The 16,857-nt window shown below is 28.8% G+C and carries 16 protein-coding genes and 3 tRNA genes; all 19 read right to left on the reverse strand.

From position 1 onward, the window contains the following. Window positions 1–4: 4 nt before the first annotated feature. Window positions 5–1,504 (reverse strand): succinyl-CoA:acetate CoA-transferase ScpC, encoded by a 1,500-nt coding sequence (locus tag BUA90_RS07745; protein ID WP_072967323.1) that lies wholly within the window; start codon window positions 1,502–1,504, stop codon window positions 5–7. A 191-nt stretch (window positions 1,505–1,695) separates the two neighbouring features. After that, window positions 1,696–2,037 carry a DUF3870 domain-containing protein gene (locus BUA90_RS07750; RefSeq protein ID WP_072967325.1) on the reverse strand — a complete coding sequence of 114 codons (342 nt, stop codon included), beginning with the start codon at window positions 2,035–2,037 and terminating at the stop codon, window positions 1,696–1,698. Between the two features lie 211 nt (window positions 2,038–2,248). After that, on the reverse strand, window positions 2,249–3,622 hold the full coding sequence (locus BUA90_RS07755; protein ID WP_072967327.1) for an aspartate-alanine antiporter-like transporter: 1,374 nt from the start codon (window positions 3,620–3,622) through the stop codon (window positions 2,249–2,251). A gap of 500 nt (window positions 3,623–4,122) precedes the next feature. Continuing rightward, on the reverse strand, window positions 4,123–4,512 hold the full coding sequence (locus BUA90_RS07760; protein WP_072967329.1) for a thioesterase family protein: 390 nt from the start codon (window positions 4,510–4,512) through the stop codon (window positions 4,123–4,125). Between the two features lie 156 nt (window positions 4,513–4,668). After that, on the reverse strand, window positions 4,669–6,603 hold the full coding sequence (gene ftsH, locus BUA90_RS07765) for an ATP-dependent zinc metalloprotease FtsH (RefSeq protein WP_072967331.1): 1,935 nt from the start codon (window positions 6,601–6,603) through the stop codon (window positions 4,669–4,671). A 58-nt stretch (window positions 6,604–6,661) separates the two neighbouring features. Then, window positions 6,662–8,059, reverse strand: coding sequence for a tRNA lysidine(34) synthetase TilS (gene tilS / locus BUA90_RS07770; RefSeq protein ID WP_159430008.1), 1,398 nt, complete (start codon window positions 8,057–8,059; stop codon window positions 6,662–6,664). A gap of 76 nt (window positions 8,060–8,135) precedes the next feature. Continuing rightward, window positions 8,136–9,044, reverse strand: a complete 909-nt coding sequence (locus tag BUA90_RS07775; RefSeq protein ID WP_072967337.1) for a protein kinase domain-containing protein — start codon at window positions 9,042–9,044, stop codon at window positions 8,136–8,138. A gap of 44 nt (window positions 9,045–9,088) precedes the next feature. Continuing rightward, a complete protein-coding gene (locus BUA90_RS07780; protein WP_072967341.1) occupies window positions 9,089–9,814 on the reverse strand; it encodes a vWA domain-containing protein in 726 nt (241 codons plus the stop codon). A 66-nt stretch (window positions 9,815–9,880) separates the two neighbouring features. Further along, a complete protein-coding gene (gene spoIIE, locus BUA90_RS07785; RefSeq protein ID WP_159430009.1) occupies window positions 9,881–12,250 on the reverse strand; it encodes a stage II sporulation protein E in 2,370 nt (789 codons plus the stop codon). Window positions 12,251–12,496: 246 nt separating this feature from the next. Continuing rightward, window positions 12,497–12,573 (reverse strand) — tRNA-Met (locus BUA90_RS07790). A gap of 4 nt (window positions 12,574–12,577) precedes the next feature. After that, a tRNA-Met gene (locus tag BUA90_RS07795) sits at window positions 12,578–12,653 on the reverse strand. Between the two features lie 94 nt (window positions 12,654–12,747). Next, window positions 12,748–12,838 (reverse strand) — tRNA-Leu (locus tag BUA90_RS07800). 169 nt (window positions 12,839–13,007) lie between these two features. Then, window positions 13,008–13,928, reverse strand: coding sequence for a Ppx/GppA phosphatase family protein (locus tag BUA90_RS07805; RefSeq protein WP_072967346.1), 921 nt, complete (start codon window positions 13,926–13,928; stop codon window positions 13,008–13,010). Between the two features lie 93 nt (window positions 13,929–14,021). Beyond that, the gene (locus BUA90_RS07810; RefSeq protein ID WP_072967349.1) at window positions 14,022–14,438 is read right to left on the reverse strand and encodes a S1 RNA-binding domain-containing protein; all 417 of its coding nucleotides are present in this window, start codon (window positions 14,436–14,438) and stop codon (window positions 14,022–14,024) included. Between the two features lie 97 nt (window positions 14,439–14,535). After that, window positions 14,536–14,844: an FtsB family cell division protein gene (locus tag BUA90_RS07815; RefSeq protein ID WP_072967351.1), complete on the reverse strand. Its 309-nt coding sequence runs from the start codon at window positions 14,842–14,844 to the stop codon at window positions 14,536–14,538. A gap of 72 nt (window positions 14,845–14,916) precedes the next feature. Continuing rightward, entirely contained in the window at window positions 14,917–15,429 is a 513-nt protein-coding gene (gene yabQ, locus BUA90_RS07820) for a spore cortex biosynthesis protein YabQ (RefSeq protein ID WP_072967354.1), read from the reverse strand. 60 nt (window positions 15,430–15,489) lie between these two features. Then, window positions 15,490–15,780, reverse strand: coding sequence for a sporulation protein YabP (yabP, locus tag BUA90_RS07825; protein ID WP_072967356.1), 291 nt, complete (start codon window positions 15,778–15,780; stop codon window positions 15,490–15,492). A gap of 149 nt (window positions 15,781–15,929) precedes the next feature. Further along, window positions 15,930–16,172, reverse strand: coding sequence for an RNA-binding S4 domain-containing protein (locus tag BUA90_RS07830; protein ID WP_072967359.1), 243 nt, complete (start codon window positions 16,170–16,172; stop codon window positions 15,930–15,932). Window positions 16,173–16,198: 26 nt separating this feature from the next. After that, window positions 16,199–16,849: a potassium channel family protein gene (locus BUA90_RS07835; protein WP_072967361.1), complete on the reverse strand. Its 651-nt coding sequence runs from the start codon at window positions 16,847–16,849 to the stop codon at window positions 16,199–16,201. Between the last annotated feature and the right edge of the window lie 8 nt (window positions 16,850–16,857).

The raw sequence follows: 16,857 nt of genomic DNA on the forward strand, positions 1-16,857 counted from the left end.
AATATCATTTAATCTTCATAGTTCCCGTTTCTAAAAACCTAACATGCCATGAAAGAGCTTCTGTTAACAAATGAGGTTCATGCTTATATTTCCCTTTTTCTGCTCTTTCAAGGTAATCCATAAGCATATCTTTATAATCAGGATGAGCACAATTCTTGATTATTTTTCTTGCCCTTTCTCTTGGTGAAGTTCCTCTAAGGTCTGCTATACCCTGTTCAGTAACAATAACTTCAATATCATGTTCTGTATGATCTACATGCGAAACCATAGGAACTATTGATGAAATATCTCCATTTTTAGCTGTAGAAACAGTAGTAAATATTGATAAATAAGCATTTCGAGTAAAATCTCCTGAGCCACCTATTCCATTCATCATTCTTGAACCCATTATATTTGTAGAATTAACATGTCCATATATATCTACTTCTATGGCAGTATTCATAGCTATAACACCAAGTCTTCTAGCAACTTCAGGATGATTACTTATTTCCATAGGTCTTAATATACAATGTTTAGCATAATGTTTCATATTTGAAAGAAGTCTTTTTAAACCATCTTCTGATGGTGTAAAAGATGTTCCTGATGCTACTGTAACTTTTCCTGCATCTATAAGGTCAAACATTGAATCTTGTATAACTTCTGTATAACAAGTCATATTTTCAAATTTTGAGTCAACTAACCCACCTAATACTGCATTTGCCACTGAACCTACTCCTGACTGCAAAGGCAGTAAATTCTTAGGCAGCCTACCCATTTTAACCTCATGTTCTAAAAAATCTATAATATATCCAGAAATTTTCCTTGAATTCTCATCTATTGGAGCTAAAGGTCTTACTTTATCAGTAATATCAGTAATGACAATAGCTGCTATTTTTTCTGGATTACATGGTATATAATGTGTTCCTATTCTATCACCTGGATGAGTTATTGGAATAGGTTTTCTATGAGGTGGTTTTTCAGTAACATATATATCATGAACCCCTTCAAGTTCCATTGGCTGACTCGTATTTATTTCAACAATTACTTTATCAGCATTATTTATAGCTTGAGGCATTACACCTACAGATGTCGTTGGAATAATTCCACCATCTTCAGTAATAGCTAGTGCTTCAACAAGTGCTATATCTATTTTTCCAAAAAAGCCATAATCTATAAACTGTGGTACATGACTTAAGTGCATATCTTGATACATTATACTTCCATCATTAATACTATTTCTTGAATATTTATTAGTCTGATAAGGATATCTCCTTACCATTATTCCTGTCCTAGATAAAGCTCCATCTAATTCATCTCCAACAGAAGCTCCTGTAATAATTGTTATCTCTACCTTATCACCTTCCTGTGCTCTTTTAGCTAAAGCAAGAGGTACTGCCTTTGGATAACCAGATGGAGTAAAACCGCTAGTTGCTACAATCATACCATCTTTTATAAGCATAGCTGCATCATCAGCAGACATAATTTTACTTTTAAGTTCTTCCCTTCTCAATCTATTATTTAACATCTAAGCCCCCCCTTAATTATTTTTTATTTCTACAAAAAAAAGTTAGATAGACCGGTTTTTTATAAAAAGACCAGTTATCTAACTTTAATTTATTTACTCTCTAGAACAAAAGGTCATTTTGTTCCCGTAAATAATAAAGTTAAATATACCTCAATTATTAACTTGTAATTAATTGCAATTTCATATATTTATTAATCATCTATATCAATATAATTTTTATTACTTTCCATAATCTGTTTATACTTTTCATGACACGTTTTAAAAGCTGATATTAAAGCTTTTTTTGCAGAGCCGTAATAATGATTTTTGAGATCATTTTGAATAGAATCGAAATCCTTTAAATTTTTACCTACAACAAGATTTTTAATAAACTGCTTTGCAACTCTAGTTACTAAAGAACAATCTACATCTAATATTTTTCCTGTATACTTATCCACTATTAACCCAACAGCTATAACATGATAAAGTTCTGTAGCTGTTATACCTTTGGGTAATTTAGCATAACCAGTTATAAATATTTCATATGGCTCCACATTATCACCTTTTTTCTTGAAATTAAGAAAAATAAATACACCTTCAAATAATTCTGCATATTTAAACTATAACTATATATTTAAAATTTTGTAAAAACATTTAAATTCGCAAAATCATAAAAAACTATTCCTATTTCATACTTTATAATTAAATATTAGCATTTTTTTAACATTTTGTGAAGAATATAAAATTTTTATTTTAATTATTAAATTACATAGGCAACTTATGAAGTATTATGGTAAATATAACCATACCAAGTAATGCAAATGGATAAGTTGCTCCGTATCCAGCTGCCGGGTCATCACTTCCTATAGCATCAACAGCAGCACCTAAACCGGGTGTTGATGTCATGCCTCCACAAATAGCTCCTGCTAACATTATCCAATTTATCTTAAATACATATCTTCCTATTATAAAGCCTACAAACATAGCTACTATACCAACTACTAATGAAACTAATACCAAATAACCTCCTGACCCAAATAATGCATCAAATACTTTAAATCCATATCTTAATCCAACTATTGCTAAGAAAAATGCTAAAGATAATTGTCTCACTACTCCGAGAACTTTATTATTCATTCTAAAATTTATAAATCCAATCTTTCCAATATAACCTAATATAAGAGAACCTATTAAAACTCCACCTGTTGAACCAAGACTAAAATATCCTACTAGTGGTCCTAAGTATATTTTTATCTTACCTAAAGTATATCCAAAAAAACATGCTATAGTAAATGCTGTAAGGTCAAATGATACCTCTGGTATTTCTTTAGCAGATGATATAGCTCTAGCTTCCTCCATTTCCCTTTTAAATGCTTCTTGTTCCTCAGCTACATTTATTCCAAAAATTCTTGGGAAAAAATTAACAGCAAGAATAACTATAAGAACTCCAAAAGGATAACCTATAGCATGCCCTACTCCTATACCAGCTCCTGCATCTTTTATAAATTTTTCTCTTTGTTCAGGTGTCAATGTTGGAGTATTTTTAGGTGTTAATTTACCAGAAGGATCAAGAAGCTTTAAAAACCTAGCTTTTTCTTCATCACTCAACTTTTCATACTTACTTACCCAATCGGTAGCGTGAGCATTCGCAGTTTCAAGTGCTGCTGCAAGTCCCGGAGAGCTGGTAAGTGCTCCTGTATAAACTCCTGATACTTCATATGGATTAGCATTTTTACTAAATAAAGTCATACCATATGTAGCAGCTGCTCCCAATAATGTAATTAAAAAACCTAATATAACAAATTTAGCCCCATATTTTTTAAGTACAACACCCATATCCTTAGCCGCTAAAAGTCCAACAGCAGCAACAAATAGTATAAGGAACAAATAGAAGAAATCTTTTGGTATTACTCCTGATTTTATAAGTTTTTGAGCCGCAGCAAATCCACTATCTCCTTCATTAAACCTATTGGCATAACCTAATACCCACCATCCAATTATAAGTCCTGTAAACAAACACCCTGAAACACCAAAATTAAATTTTCCAAACTTTATTTTACCAAACAACATACCTGTAAAAACAGCTATAAACATTAAGACAAATGGATTCATAATCCAGCTTATTAAATTAAATTTCATTTTTTCTCCCCCTCTAATATCTTTTTAACATTTAATTTTTAAAATTAATTAATACTATCAACCTATAATGTCTGCTTATTTGATTCTTTTAATCGCTCCTTTCTATAATAAGTTTTTATTTTATTTCTCCTTTTAAAAAACGTTTTCTAACTGCATCTAATTCATCTTAAACTGCAATTTCTATATACTAAGTTTTTTAATAATTTCCTTTCAAAAATTTTATATAAATAAAAACGAAAAACGGCATGGAATATGCCCCTCTTAAAAGGAATTATATCCCATGCCGTACGATTCCTAAGGAATGAGTAATGGTGAAATTACTCAAATAGAAATCTGGCAAACATTTTATATGAACTTTTATTATAATTTTATTATAAAAATTTATGCTTTTCAATAAAAATTTAGAACTAAAAAATAATTTTAAATTTTCTTTATATTATTTATTCTACATATATTCAATAATTCCTGCATATTTTTAAAATTTTTTGCAATTTTTTGTCCTATTTTTGTTTTGTATTTTCTAAAAACTTTGGAATATTTATTATATATCTAGTATGGTAGCCTTCACCTATTTTTTCTTTTTCATCAAAAGCTTCTACTTTGAATTTGAGCTTTTTCCCATTTATTTCTATAAGCTCAGCTTTTGCTTTTACTTTCATACCAACTGGAGTCGCAGCCATATGCTTCACATCTAAATGAATTCCAACTGTTGCATGTTCTTCTGGCAAATGTGGGTCAACAGCTTTAAGAGCAGCATTTTCCATTATACCAATCATCATTGGCGTAGCAAAAACTAATACCTTTCCACTCCCAAAAGCTGATGCAGTATCATTTTCTGTAACAATTTTTTCAACTTCAGCAGACATTCCCAATTTTAAATTGAATTCCATAATTTCTTCACTCCTTTTATCAATTTATACTTTTAAAGCAATATCTTAAAAATCACATAATGTTTGTTTATTAACAATTTTATTATACCAGATATTTAAAAATCCAAACATTTATATTGTAATATTTTACAAAAATAACTCCTCATATTTGAGGAGCTATTTTTCATCTACATCATTATCCTTTTTTTCTACTACATCAGTCAAATCAAAAGTAGTACTATCTTTTTCATCTATTTCTTCCTTTTTCAAATTAACTTTTTCATCTGTTTCTAAAGCACTTAATCCTTTTGTAAACACTATCTCAAATTCATCAGCATTTAGTGTTTCTTTTTCTAAAAGGGCTTTTGCAACTTCATGGAGCTTATCTATATTTTCTTTTAATAATCTTTCTGCTCTTTCATATTCTCTATCGATTATCTCTCTTATCTCTCTATCTATTTGAGCTGCAACTTCTTCAGAATAATCTTTCATCGCAGCTAAATCTTTACCTAAAAATACTTCTTCACCTGTACCATATGTCATAGGACCTAAATTCTTACTCATACCATATTTCGTAACCATACTTCTAGCTATTTCAGTAACTCTTTGCAGGTCATTTTGAGCACCTGTACTTATCTCATTTAATACTAATTCCTCAGCTACTCTTCCACCTAATAAATGAACTATTCTCTCTTCCATTTCAGTTTTTGTCATATAATACTTATCCTCTTTAGGAAGAATCATAGTAAAACCACCAGCTCTACCACGTGGTATTATAGTTACTTGATGAACTGGATCAGTATTAGGTAGAAGTCTTGCTACTACAGCATGACCCGCTTCATGATAAGCAGTAAGTCGTCTATCTTTTTCACTAATAACTCTACTTCTCTTTTCAGGTCCTGCTATAACTCTTGTAATAGCTTCTTCAAGAGTATCCATATGAATTTTTTTATCATTTTTTCTAGCTGCCAGTAGTGCTGCCTCATTTAATAAATTCTCAAGGTCTGCTGGTGTAAAACCCGGAGTTCTTCTAGCTAAAACTTTTAAGTCTACATCATCAGCTAAAGGTTTATTTTTTGAATGTACTCTCAATATTTCTTCTCTGCCTTTAATATCAGGTATTCCAACAACTATCTGTCTGTCAAATCTACCCGGACGAAGTAATGCTGGATCGAGTATATCTGGCCTATTGGTTGCAGCAATAATAATTATACCCTCATTAACGCCAAATCCGTCCATTTCAACTAATAGCTGGTTGAGTGTCTGTTCTCTTTCATCATGACCTCCACCAAGTCCAGCACCTCTTTTTCTACCAACTGCATCTATCTCATCTATAAATACAATACATGGAGAATTCTTTTTAGCTTGTTCAAACAAGTCACGAACTCTTGATGCTCCAACACCAACAAACATTTCAACAAATTCAGAACCGCTGATACTGAAAAATGGAACTCCTGCTTCTCCTGCAACTGCACGTGATAAATACGTTTTACCAGTCCCTGGAGGTCCTACCATCAAAACTCCCTTTGGTATTCTAGCACCAAGTTCAATATATTTTCTCGGATTTTTCAAGAAATCTACAATTTCTTTTAATTCCTCTTTTTCTTCTTCTAAACCGGCTACATCCTTAAATGTAACTTTTTTCTTTGCATCACTTTTGTGAAGCTTTGCCTTGCTCTTCCCAAATGACATTACCCTGCTTCCACCGCCTTGAGACTGCTGCATAAATACAAACCAAAAAACAACAAATATTAAAATCATAAATACAGACGGTAATATATCTATAAACCATGGCGTAGTAGCAGGCGGTTCTCCTGTTAATTTAAGTTCTCCAGCTTCCAAAGCAGGCAAAATATATTTTGCTACAAATGTATCGGTCATTATAGCCTTTGGAATATAAATATGGAATAGTGTTCCATCTTTGTATTTGCCTTCTACACTGTTATCTATAAAATGAATTTCAGAGACATTCTTATTTTGCAGTTGATTTACAAATTCCGATATGTCAAGTACTAATGTCTCTTGAGGTTGTCTTCCATAAAAATGAACTATCATTACAAATATTATAAATATCAAAATATAAAAACTTGCGCCTCTAAAAAACTTTCTCAACAACTCTCCTCCTTTCACTGTAAAAAAAACTTAGGTCTCTTAATTCTAACATATTTTATTATTCTATACAACCTTCTTTATAGACGAGCTTAATTACTTTTACAGTATCAGAATCTATCTTATACTTTTCGCTCATTCTATATCCAACTACCCATATTATGCCTTGCTCATCACATACTATAGGTATTCTATCTCTATAATCTTTTGGCACTTTTTTATCTATAAAAAAATCTTTTAATTTCTTACTACCCTTCATCCCTAATGGAACAAACCTGTCTCCATTTTTTCGATTTCTTATTATTAAATCACCTTTTACCTTATCCATATCTATAAAAATCATATTTTTACCACAAAAACAAATATCTTCTTTAGATATTATCGAAGATTCAACAATTGAATCTAACTCTTTAATATATACACTCTCTCCTATTTTAATATTATACTCAAACTCACCTAATCTACTTTGTATTTTTTCATTCTGTTTTTTTACATTTATACTATTATATCCAAGCTCTACAATTATATGTCCCGGCAAATCACTCCTTAAACCTACTTTATAATTTTTAACTAGCTCTATCACTTTTTCTATATGCACAAGCCCTATTTCTTTAAGATTACCTTTTAATTTTTCAATAGCCTTTCTTATAACTCTTCTTTGCATACTAATATGTAAAGTCCTAAATTTATTCGTATCTAAAGATATCCCATTATTATAAATCTGTGATATTTCATTAAAAATTTCATTAGTCATTTTATTTAAATAATCTCTATCATCTCTTAAAATATCAGCAGTTCGACACAAAGTATCTATTATATTAGAATTAAAGTTTTTTTCAATATAAGGTATGAGTTCAAGTCTTATCTTGTTTCTCGTATATATAGTTTCTAAATTAGTTTTATCTATTCTAGGATTTAATTTATAATATAAGCAATAATTTTCAATTTCTCTTCTGGTAATATTAAGTAGCGGCCTAATTATTTTTTCATTTCTTTTATAATCAATGGCTGTAAGTCCCTCTAACCCTGCCCCCCTCATTAACCTCATAAGAATAGTCTCTGCCTGATCATTTTTATTTTGTGCTATTGCTATCTTTGATGCACCCTCTTTTTTAGCTACATCATCAAATAATCTATATCTCCACTCTCTACCTGCTTCTTCAAATGTAATACCCTTTTTTTTACTATATGAAGCAATATCAATAGAAAATATATATGATTTTATACCTAAATTATCACTAAACTTTTTAACATACTCGGCATCTTCTTCTGCTTCACTACCTCGAAATTGATGATTTAAATGAACTACAAAGAGTTTTAAATCATATTCATTCCTAATTCTCCACAATAAATGCAATAAACAAATTGAATCAGGTCCCCCCGAAACACCTACAACAATTTTTTCCCCTTTTTCAATCAAATTATACTTATTAACTGTATTTAAAAATTTTTCTATCATATATCTACTCTCCATTTTAACTTAATTTTTTAGTAGAAAGTAAAATTTAAAAATCATATATATAATACTACAATATCTAAACTATATTTGTTAAGCTTTTTGACAATAAAAATAACAGCATAGTTATTAAACATAACAAAGAACTTATAAAATATATATTAACTATTAAATTTATCTTATTTTTATATTTTTTATCTCTTTTTAAACTACCATTCACATATATTTTTTTTAATCTTTTCAAAAAAATAGAAAAATCAATTTGTCTTTGAAATAAACCATCTTTTATTAGATTTATCAACTTTTGATTTATACCTTTTCTTTTTAATTCGCATATCATACTATTTATATCCATATTCAATATTTTACTATTACTTTCTAAAATAAAACAAGTAAGAAACATACATATGCTAAATAAATCATATGCTGGGTCTGCTTTTCTAAGTCCCATATTCCATTTTGCTCTATCATACAGAGGCGTAAATTCTTTCAATCCTAATCCTATTTTAGACACTCCACCTAAGTCAATTATTTTTAACTTTTTTTTCTTTTCATCAATCATCAAATTTTCAGGTTTTAAATCTCCAAATACATATCCTCTTTTATGAAATCTATCAATAGCTTCACAAACTATTATCGCTATTCCTAATAACTCTTTTATATTTATTCTATATTTTTTCGTATATTCCTTTAAATTTTTACCTTCTATATATTCTAAAACAATAAAATGATACATTTTTCCATTTATTTCACAATCATCTATATCGATTATTTTGGGGATAAATTCAAAATCTTTAAATTTATCTAGCATATTTGCTTCTTTAGTTATGCTGCATAAATCCATACTAATTTTCAATGCATAGTATTCTTTACTTTTTGCATCATAAACTTTATAAACTTTTCCAACTCCACCTGTTCCAATCAACTTTTTAATAATATAAGTTTTTTTATTCCATTTTCCAACAATTTCTATACCTCTAAAATCCACTTTTACCACCCTAAACGAATTTAAAGCGGCTACTTACAGCCGCTTTAAACTATACCTTCACTTAAGAAAGGTTTTTCTTCTATTATTTCATCAACTATATTGCTTCTATTAGTAAATAATTCTATTGCCTTATAAATAGCAGGAGCAGTTGGAGTTGTTCCACTTGCAAATATACTTTTTAATTTATCTTTTAATAAATCTACATCATCAGTAAAACCATTTATTATATTAGTCATTTCTCCATTTACACCGGGATAAGCTATAACTGCAATCTCACTCTTTCCCTTCCTCACTCTTAATGAATTCATTAAATCCAATATACTTTCCTTTGCTCTTTCAAGTTTTTGCTTCATACTTCCACTGCAATCAATCAAAATACAACATTTAAGTGGTATTTCATCACTTAAATTTTCAATGTACTCAATAAATTTATTTCTATACTTAGGTTTTATTTCATCTAAGCTTGAACCAATTATCTCTTTAAGTTCTCTATTTACTACATATCCTATTGTTTTATTTACTGTCTTTTGCGTCATCATCTGCAAAGTAACGCTTAAATCATCTAAATATGTTAGTTCCCATTCACCTTTACCTTTTTTCGCAATTCCTTGAATTTCTTCAATTGGATTTTCATCACTTTCGTTTTTTCCAATTATCCCTATAGCACTTACTACTATATTATGTTTTTGAGCCTCCATTGCAGCTAATAACGGGTCTCCGCCTATATTAGATTTACCATCTGTAACTATTATAATTTCTTTCATTTCCATATAATAATCCCCCAATCTTTTTTTGTTTAAGGGGATTATTGCCAATTTATTTATTTTATATACATTTTATCTTCTTTTCCAAATCTTTGTAACTAATACAGTCATATCATCTTCAATTTTATTGTTATTTCTCTCTATAGCTTTATCTAATATACTATCTGCTATCACTTGTGGATTTCTACTATTTATATCTTTAATTAATTCTACCATCCAATTAGTTTTATCTATAAAATTTTTATCTACATCTAAAACTCCATCTGACATGGTAATTATAAAATCTCCAGAATTTAATTTTACAGACTTGCTATCTATTGCTATCTCATTTACTATTCCAACAGGTAAAGATGATGCATGTATAACTTCCACATTCCCATTTGTTCTCTTTATAAAAGATGGTACTGCTCCTATTTTTATAAATTCTACTTTTCCACTATACAAGTCAACTATCGATAAATCTATAGTTGAAAATGCCTCATCTAAAGATTTAGACATCAAAACAGAATTTATAGTTTTTATAGCTATATTTTTATTAAATCCTGCTCCTAGTAGTTGTTCTAATAAAGTTATAGTTGCCACACTCTCCTTTGCAGCTTTTTCACCTGTTCCCATTCCATCACTAAGCGCTAACATATACTTGTTGTCATCTAAATCCATAAAAGAATAATTATCTCCACTTATATAGTAATTATCCTTTGATACCTTTGCAACTCCTGTATTAACTTTATATTTTTGAGCCTCAACTAGCTGAATTAAACAACTTCCATTTTCATTGCCTTTATTGCAATTTCTGTTTTTATGAACAACTTCTCTTCCTATAACTTTTTTTACAATTGGAATAATTCTTCTTTCACATATTTCTCTATCAAAACACTTTTTCTTTTCAATATCTATTTCAAATCTCCCATTTTCATTTTCTAAAACAGTAATTTTATCAATTATAATACCTTCTTTGTCAAAAGCAACATAAAGGGCATCTTCTACATCTCTTTTAAATTCTATATTAGAAGATATTTCCTTAGATAATTCTCTTAATATCTGAGATATTCCATTAAATTGTTCAGAAACTAACTGCCTCATTTCAAAGAGTTTTTTATTCCATTTATAATCTATCTTATATATTTCATAAGCACTATTAATTATATTTATCAACTTTTCTAATCTTAAACATCTTTTCCTAAGATAATCAGGAACATTATTTTTATCCAATATGCCCTTAGCTTCTACTAAAGTAATAGAATCTACCAATGCATTATAAGTACTATAAAAGCAGTTATTCCAACAACTTCTTTTCATATTACAATTTAAACATATAGAATTTGCAATATTATTTATTATATTTGTTATTTCTTTTTGTTCAACAACTTTCTCTTTTTCAGCAATCTTAGAATAAGTTACTGCTAATTCTGAAAAAGCTAATGAATAATTTTCTAATTGTCTTAACATAAGCTTTTTAATTCTCTCACTATAAACTTTATCTATTTCAAAACCATCACTTTTTAAACTGATAAATTTATTTATATATTCAGAAACCGATTTTGGCAGCAGTATAAATATTAAAAATGCAATTACTATTTCTTCAAATTGAACTAACGTTTCAGTTGAACCATTTATATAAAATGTAAGTATAGAATTGCTTAATACAATTCCTAAAGCCGAAGTAACTTTACCTACATCTTTAAATATACCTGCCAGTAAACCTGAAAATCCATAAATTCCTATTATAACAGGAGTATCAACTGTAGACATGCTAGTTATAATACCTATAGTAACTCCTACAGCTGCTCCTATCGCTGCTCCTCCATTATAAGCAAATACTAATATTATAAAAATCCCAACTATATTCTTCAAATCATAACCAAAAAATATTACATCTGAAAGTCCTAATACCGAAACTGCCAAAATAATTGCTATACATATTACCTCTTCATTAGAAAGGATTTTTCTATTTGATTTTACTGTTAGAATTGGAATACTATAAGAAAGTATGTATATAAATACAAAAACTATAATTGATTCAAAACTCGTCATAAATAAATCATACAAATAAAACTCTGTTAAAAATAAATACAAAACACCAGAAAAAAAAGTTATACTACCGGTTAAAAAAGCCAATTTTGATGTATTAAACCTTATATTTTTGACTATATACCTAAAAACAATAAAATTTAATCCCAAAATTAACATATACCTATACTTATCAGCATTAGTAGTTAAAATCCCCAATAAAATACTTAATCCTAATATAGAATTCTTTTTATCCTTAGTCATTAAAGTTGTAAAATAAGCTACTCCAAAAGGATTTAATCCATTTAAAATCGAAGCTCGTCCCAATAAAAAAGCCAAAATATTTAACAACAAAAAATCTTTGCTTATAATACTGTAAATCTGTCCTTCTTCTCTTCCTAATCTTTTGTATCCTATATTAAATTTTTCCATAGTAAAAAAACACCCCCCTGTATAATGCATTATAACAGGGAGGATTTGAAATATTTGTCAACTTGACTGAATGTTTCAAAAAAAATTATGACATTCACTACTATTTTCAAACAAATTGTTTACTTTTTAGAAATAAAACAATTATTTTTTTATAACTCTAAAAATAAATTTTAAAACATATTGTAAAAAAATAAAAACTATAAGTGGCATCACTTATAGTTTATCTGTACTTTAAATATTTTTTATTGGTAGCGGCGAGTGGACTCGAACCACCGACCTTCCGGGTATGAACCGGACGCTCTAGCCAGCTAAGCTACGCCGCCATATTGGTTGCGGGGACAGGATTCGAACCTGCGACCTCCGGGTTATGAGCCCGACGAGCTACCAGCTGCTCTACCCCGCGACGATAAAAAATTAAAAATTATTTTAAAAAATAATTAACACTAACTTTTAATTCTCAATTATCAATTTTCAATTCTCAATTCTTTCATTACATTTGGTGCCGGGGACCGGAATCGAACCGGTACGGTCTTTATAAGGACCGCAGGATTTTAAGTCCTGTGCGTCTGCCAGTTCCGCCACCCCGGCATATTACATTTCTTGCGACGAATTTTATTTTACATTATATTTTACTTTTTGTCAACACATTTATTTATTATTTTTGAGAAATTTATTATAAAATTAAACATAACAGATAAAAACTAAAAAACATAATAAAAATCACACATTATACAAATTCCTAATCAAAATATAAGTTTTATCCTATTATTTTTTCAAAAATATATCCTTCTAAATTATCATAATCGCTAATAGTAATTTTATCTACTCCTAAACTTACAAGTATTTCATAAAGAATAACAGCACCAGCCAATATAATATCTGCCCTCTTAGGCTGTAAACCTTTTAGATTCTTTCTTTCTTCATTATTTGTTCTCTTAAATAAATCTACCATTTCTTCTACTTTTTTTATTTTAATCTCATAATTATGTATTAAATTACTATCGTAAATTTCAAGTTTTCTATCTATGGCAGCTAATGTTGTTACCGTACCCCCAATCCCTATTATCCTTTTTATATCATATTCTCTAATTGCTTTTAAAACTTTACTAATAATTCCTTTTATATCTTTTTTCAGATTTTCAAATTCTATATCGCTTATAGGGTCAGTACTAATATGCTTATCCGTCATTCTCACAGCTCCAACATTTAAACTAGTTTTAAATTTTATGCCGTTAATATTCCCGATGATAAATTCTGTACTACCTCCACCTATATCTATAACTAATATATCTTTATCACACTTATCTATCCCATGTACTACACCCTTAAAACCAAGCTGTGCCTCCATATCACCATCAATAACTTCTATATTTATTTTAACTTCTTCTCTTGCCCTTTTTACAAATTCTTCTTTGTTTACAGCATCTCTAACCGCACTAGTTGCTATCGCTCTAATATCACTTATTCCTTCTTTAATTGCAATCTCTTTAAATACTTTTAAAGCATCTATACTCCTATCAATAGCTTTTTCTGACAACTTTTTAGTCTTACCTACTCCTTCACCTAATCTCGTCATAATAAGCTCTTTTCTGCTGTTTATTATTTTGTTATTTTTTATTTCTGCAATAATAATCCTTATAGAATTTGTTCCTATATCAATAACGCCCACCTTTTTCATTCTCCTACCTCCAAATAAAATAATAAATATCCTCTTTTCAACATAATAAAACCGGGAATATATCCCGGTACTATTTCATATTCATATTAATTACTATTTTCTATTATATCCGTTCCCTTTTCTCTTATTTACATTTTTCTTCATATCTTTCAACTTTTCATCGCTATCCTTTAAAAATCTAGCTAGCATATCTTCAAAAGATGCTTTCGGTCTAACCGGTCTGCTTACAAATTCTTTAACTGCTTCTTTTTTAACAGTATTTTTCTGCTTACTTCCTTCAGTAGCTTTTCTAATAGAAAGGCTTACCTTTCCATTTCCACTAACTTCTATTACCTTTACTTTTACCCTTTGTTGTTCTTTTAAATAGTCTTTCACATCCTTTACATATTCATCTGCAATTTCTGAAATGTGACATAATCCTGTTATACCATCCGGTAGTTGAATAAAAGCTCCAAAATTAGTAATACCTGTAACAGTACCATCAACTACCTTTCCAATCTCAACGGGCATTAAAAAAATTCCTCCTTAATTCATTTAACATTATTGTTATCAAGTAAATTATATTTTATAAGCCCTCTAATGTCAATATACCTTTTATAATTAACAATTAATTGTTTTTCTTATTATCTTGAATAATATAAATAATCTCATTAGGTTTTACCATTTTTAATTTTTCTCTAGCAACCTTTTCTACAAACTCCTTACTATCACTTTTTTCTATATTTTTTTTCATATCTTTAATCTTCATTTTAAGCTCATTAACTTGCTTTAATGCCTGTTTTTCCTCATTTTTCAATTCTCTTATTTTTATTTCTTGCTTTATCATAGTTATGGATAAATATATAAATAATATAAGACAAATTATTATATGTATTCTATTTCTCTTTAAGAAACTTTTTTTCTTCATTTTTTTCATACGTTCACATCCTTTATTATCTTAATACACTATTATTATTTTAATTATTCTATAATCTTTCTATATTCCCTTCTATTTTTTTTTATGTATAATTGTACTCATATTTTTCTTAATATCTTTAAACATTCTTTTGGGAATTAAAGATATTCTTTTCAATCTTAAACAATATGGTCTTAACATTTGAACTACTCTTATACAAGGATATTTGATTATTCTAATTATAAATATAACAATACTATTGACTTTGTTATATATGCAGCTAAAAACTCTTTTTATAAAAACAATTATTTCCATAAACATTTTTGTAAATAATCTACTTAAAAATATATTATATAATGACGTTCCAAGTATAAAACCTAATAAAGTATATCCTCTCACCCTTCCGTCATCACTATAAAGAAGAACTAATATAGCAACCATAGTTATAGTAATCCAAAAAAATAAATCTTGTAAAATAGCAGTAATTCTCTTGGGCTTTAAATAAAATCTAAAAATCTTATAAATATCATAAATAAACCCTATTAATATCCCTCCATATAATGTTGCAAAAAAAACGTATATTTGATAATATACGAAACTAGTCATATCAATCACTCTCCATGTACCATCATAGAAAAAAATTCTCCATTTACTAAAATGGAGAGATTATTTAAACATTTTCCCAAGGAATCCAAGCCCCTTAGATAGATTATCTTCTTTTTCAGAATACACAATAGATGTTATATAACCCTCTATCGACAGATTCCCATCTTCTAAATTAAGCTTTTTTATATCCAGTCCCTCACCTCTAATAGTTAAATTACCTTGAACTGTTACCAATACTATCATATCGTCATTATAACTCTTTACATGTTCTACTCCTGAAATGCTCATTTTTTCTCGATTTTCCAATATTATGTTTTGAGACCTATTTTTAAAACCATTCTTTTCTTCCAAAAAGACACCTCCCTCTTATAAAAATATGTATATAATATTGGAATTATTACTTGTTTATTTTCTAGAAAACAAATGTACTTGATAAAAAAAAAGCACAATTTTGTGCTTATAAAATATTTGTTAAGCTATTATTCTGCTGATTTGCCATATTATTCTATAGCTTTATACATTTCTTTTGCATCATCTTTAGTTGCATGTTCCTTTAAGTCTAAAACCTCTACCTTTATCACCCTCGTACCAAACTCCAAAGTCAATATATCTCCAACTGAAACTTCAGTACCCGGCTTTGCTATTTTATCATTTATCTTTACTCTGCCTTGCTCACACGCTTCTTTCGCAATTGTTCTTCTTTTTATCAGTCTAGAATTTTTTAAAAATTTATCAACTCTCATAAATTTTCAACTCCTTCTGCAGTCTTTTATACTTTTCTTTCTAATTTCTTTAAATCACTGTTATGTCCTATGACTATTAATACATCACCTTCCTCAATAACAGTCAAAGCTGTAGGTGATATATTTATACTTGTTCCTTTTTTTATAGCCATTATATTAATTCCGTATTTTGCCCTCATATTCAATTCTAATAAATTTTTTCCTATCCACTCTTTAATTGCTGTAATTTCTACTATACTGTATTCGGGAGATAATTCTATATAGTCCATTATATTAGAAGATACTAAACTTTGAGCAATTTTAGCTCCCATATCTCTTTCTGGAAATACTATTTTATCTACCCCTACTTTATATAATACTTTAGCATGAAGTTCATTTTGTGCTTTAGCTACTATATACCTTGCTCCTGCTTCTTTAAGCATAATAGCAACTAATATAGATGACTGTATATCTGAACCCATTGCAATAACACATACATCAAAGTTATTTGCTCCTATCGTACTAATCAATCTTTCATCAGCCGCATTTCCCTGAATAGCATGGGTAACAGAACCTGATATTTGATTTATTGCCTCTTCACTATCATCAATAATCAATACATCATTTCCCATATTATAAAGAGTAGTTGCTATACTGCCACCAAACCGTCCTGCTCCAATTATTAAAAATTGTTTCATAATATGTC

Source organism: Caminicella sporogenes DSM 14501 (assembly GCF_900142285.1).
Classification (GTDB): Bacteria; Bacillota; Clostridia; order Peptostreptococcales; family Caminicellaceae; genus Caminicella; species Caminicella sporogenes.

What these genes read in the sequence shown, in the direction of transcription:
- BUA90_RS07745 (WP_072967323.1), bottom strand. Translation starts at nt 1,504, where the DNA reads ATGTTAAATAATAGATTGAGAAGGGAAGAACTTAAAAGTAAAATTATG.
- BUA90_RS07755 (WP_072967327.1), bottom strand. Translation starts at nt 3,622, where the DNA reads ATGAAATTTAATTTAATAAGCTGGATTATGAATCCATTTGTCTTAATG.
- BUA90_RS07815 (WP_072967351.1), bottom strand. Translation starts at nt 14,844, where the DNA reads ATGAAAAAAATGAAGAAAAAAAGTTTCTTAAAGAGAAATAGAATACAT.
- BUA90_RS07810 (WP_072967349.1), bottom strand. Translation starts at nt 14,438, where the DNA reads ATGCCCGTTGAGATTGGAAAGGTAGTTGATGGTACTGTTACAGGTATT.
- tilS (WP_159430008.1), bottom strand. Translation starts at nt 8,059, where the DNA reads ATGATAGAAAAATTTTTAAATACAGTTAATAAGTATAATTTGATTGAA.
- BUA90_RS07830 (WP_072967359.1), bottom strand. Translation starts at nt 16,172, where the DNA reads ATGAGAGTTGATAAATTTTTAAAAAATTCTAGACTGATAAAAAGAAGA.
- BUA90_RS07780 (WP_072967341.1), bottom strand. Translation starts at nt 9,814, where the DNA reads ATGGAAATGAAAGAAATTATAATAGTTACAGATGGTAAATCTAATATA.
- yabQ (WP_072967354.1), bottom strand. Translation starts at nt 15,429, where the DNA reads ATGACTAGTTTCGTATATTATCAAATATACGTTTTTTTTGCAACATTA.
- BUA90_RS07760 (WP_072967329.1), bottom strand. Translation starts at nt 4,512, where the DNA reads ATGGAATTCAATTTAAAATTGGGAATGTCTGCTGAAGTTGAAAAAATT.
- BUA90_RS07805 (WP_072967346.1), bottom strand. Translation starts at nt 13,928, where the DNA reads ATGAAAAAGGTGGGCGTTATTGATATAGGAACAAATTCTATAAGGATT.
- spoIIE (WP_159430009.1), bottom strand. Translation starts at nt 12,250, where the DNA reads ATGGAAAAATTTAATATAGGATACAAAAGATTAGGAAGAGAAGAAGGA.
- BUA90_RS07835 (WP_072967361.1), bottom strand. Translation starts at nt 16,849, where the DNA reads ATGAAACAATTTTTAATAATTGGAGCAGGACGGTTTGGTGGCAGTATA.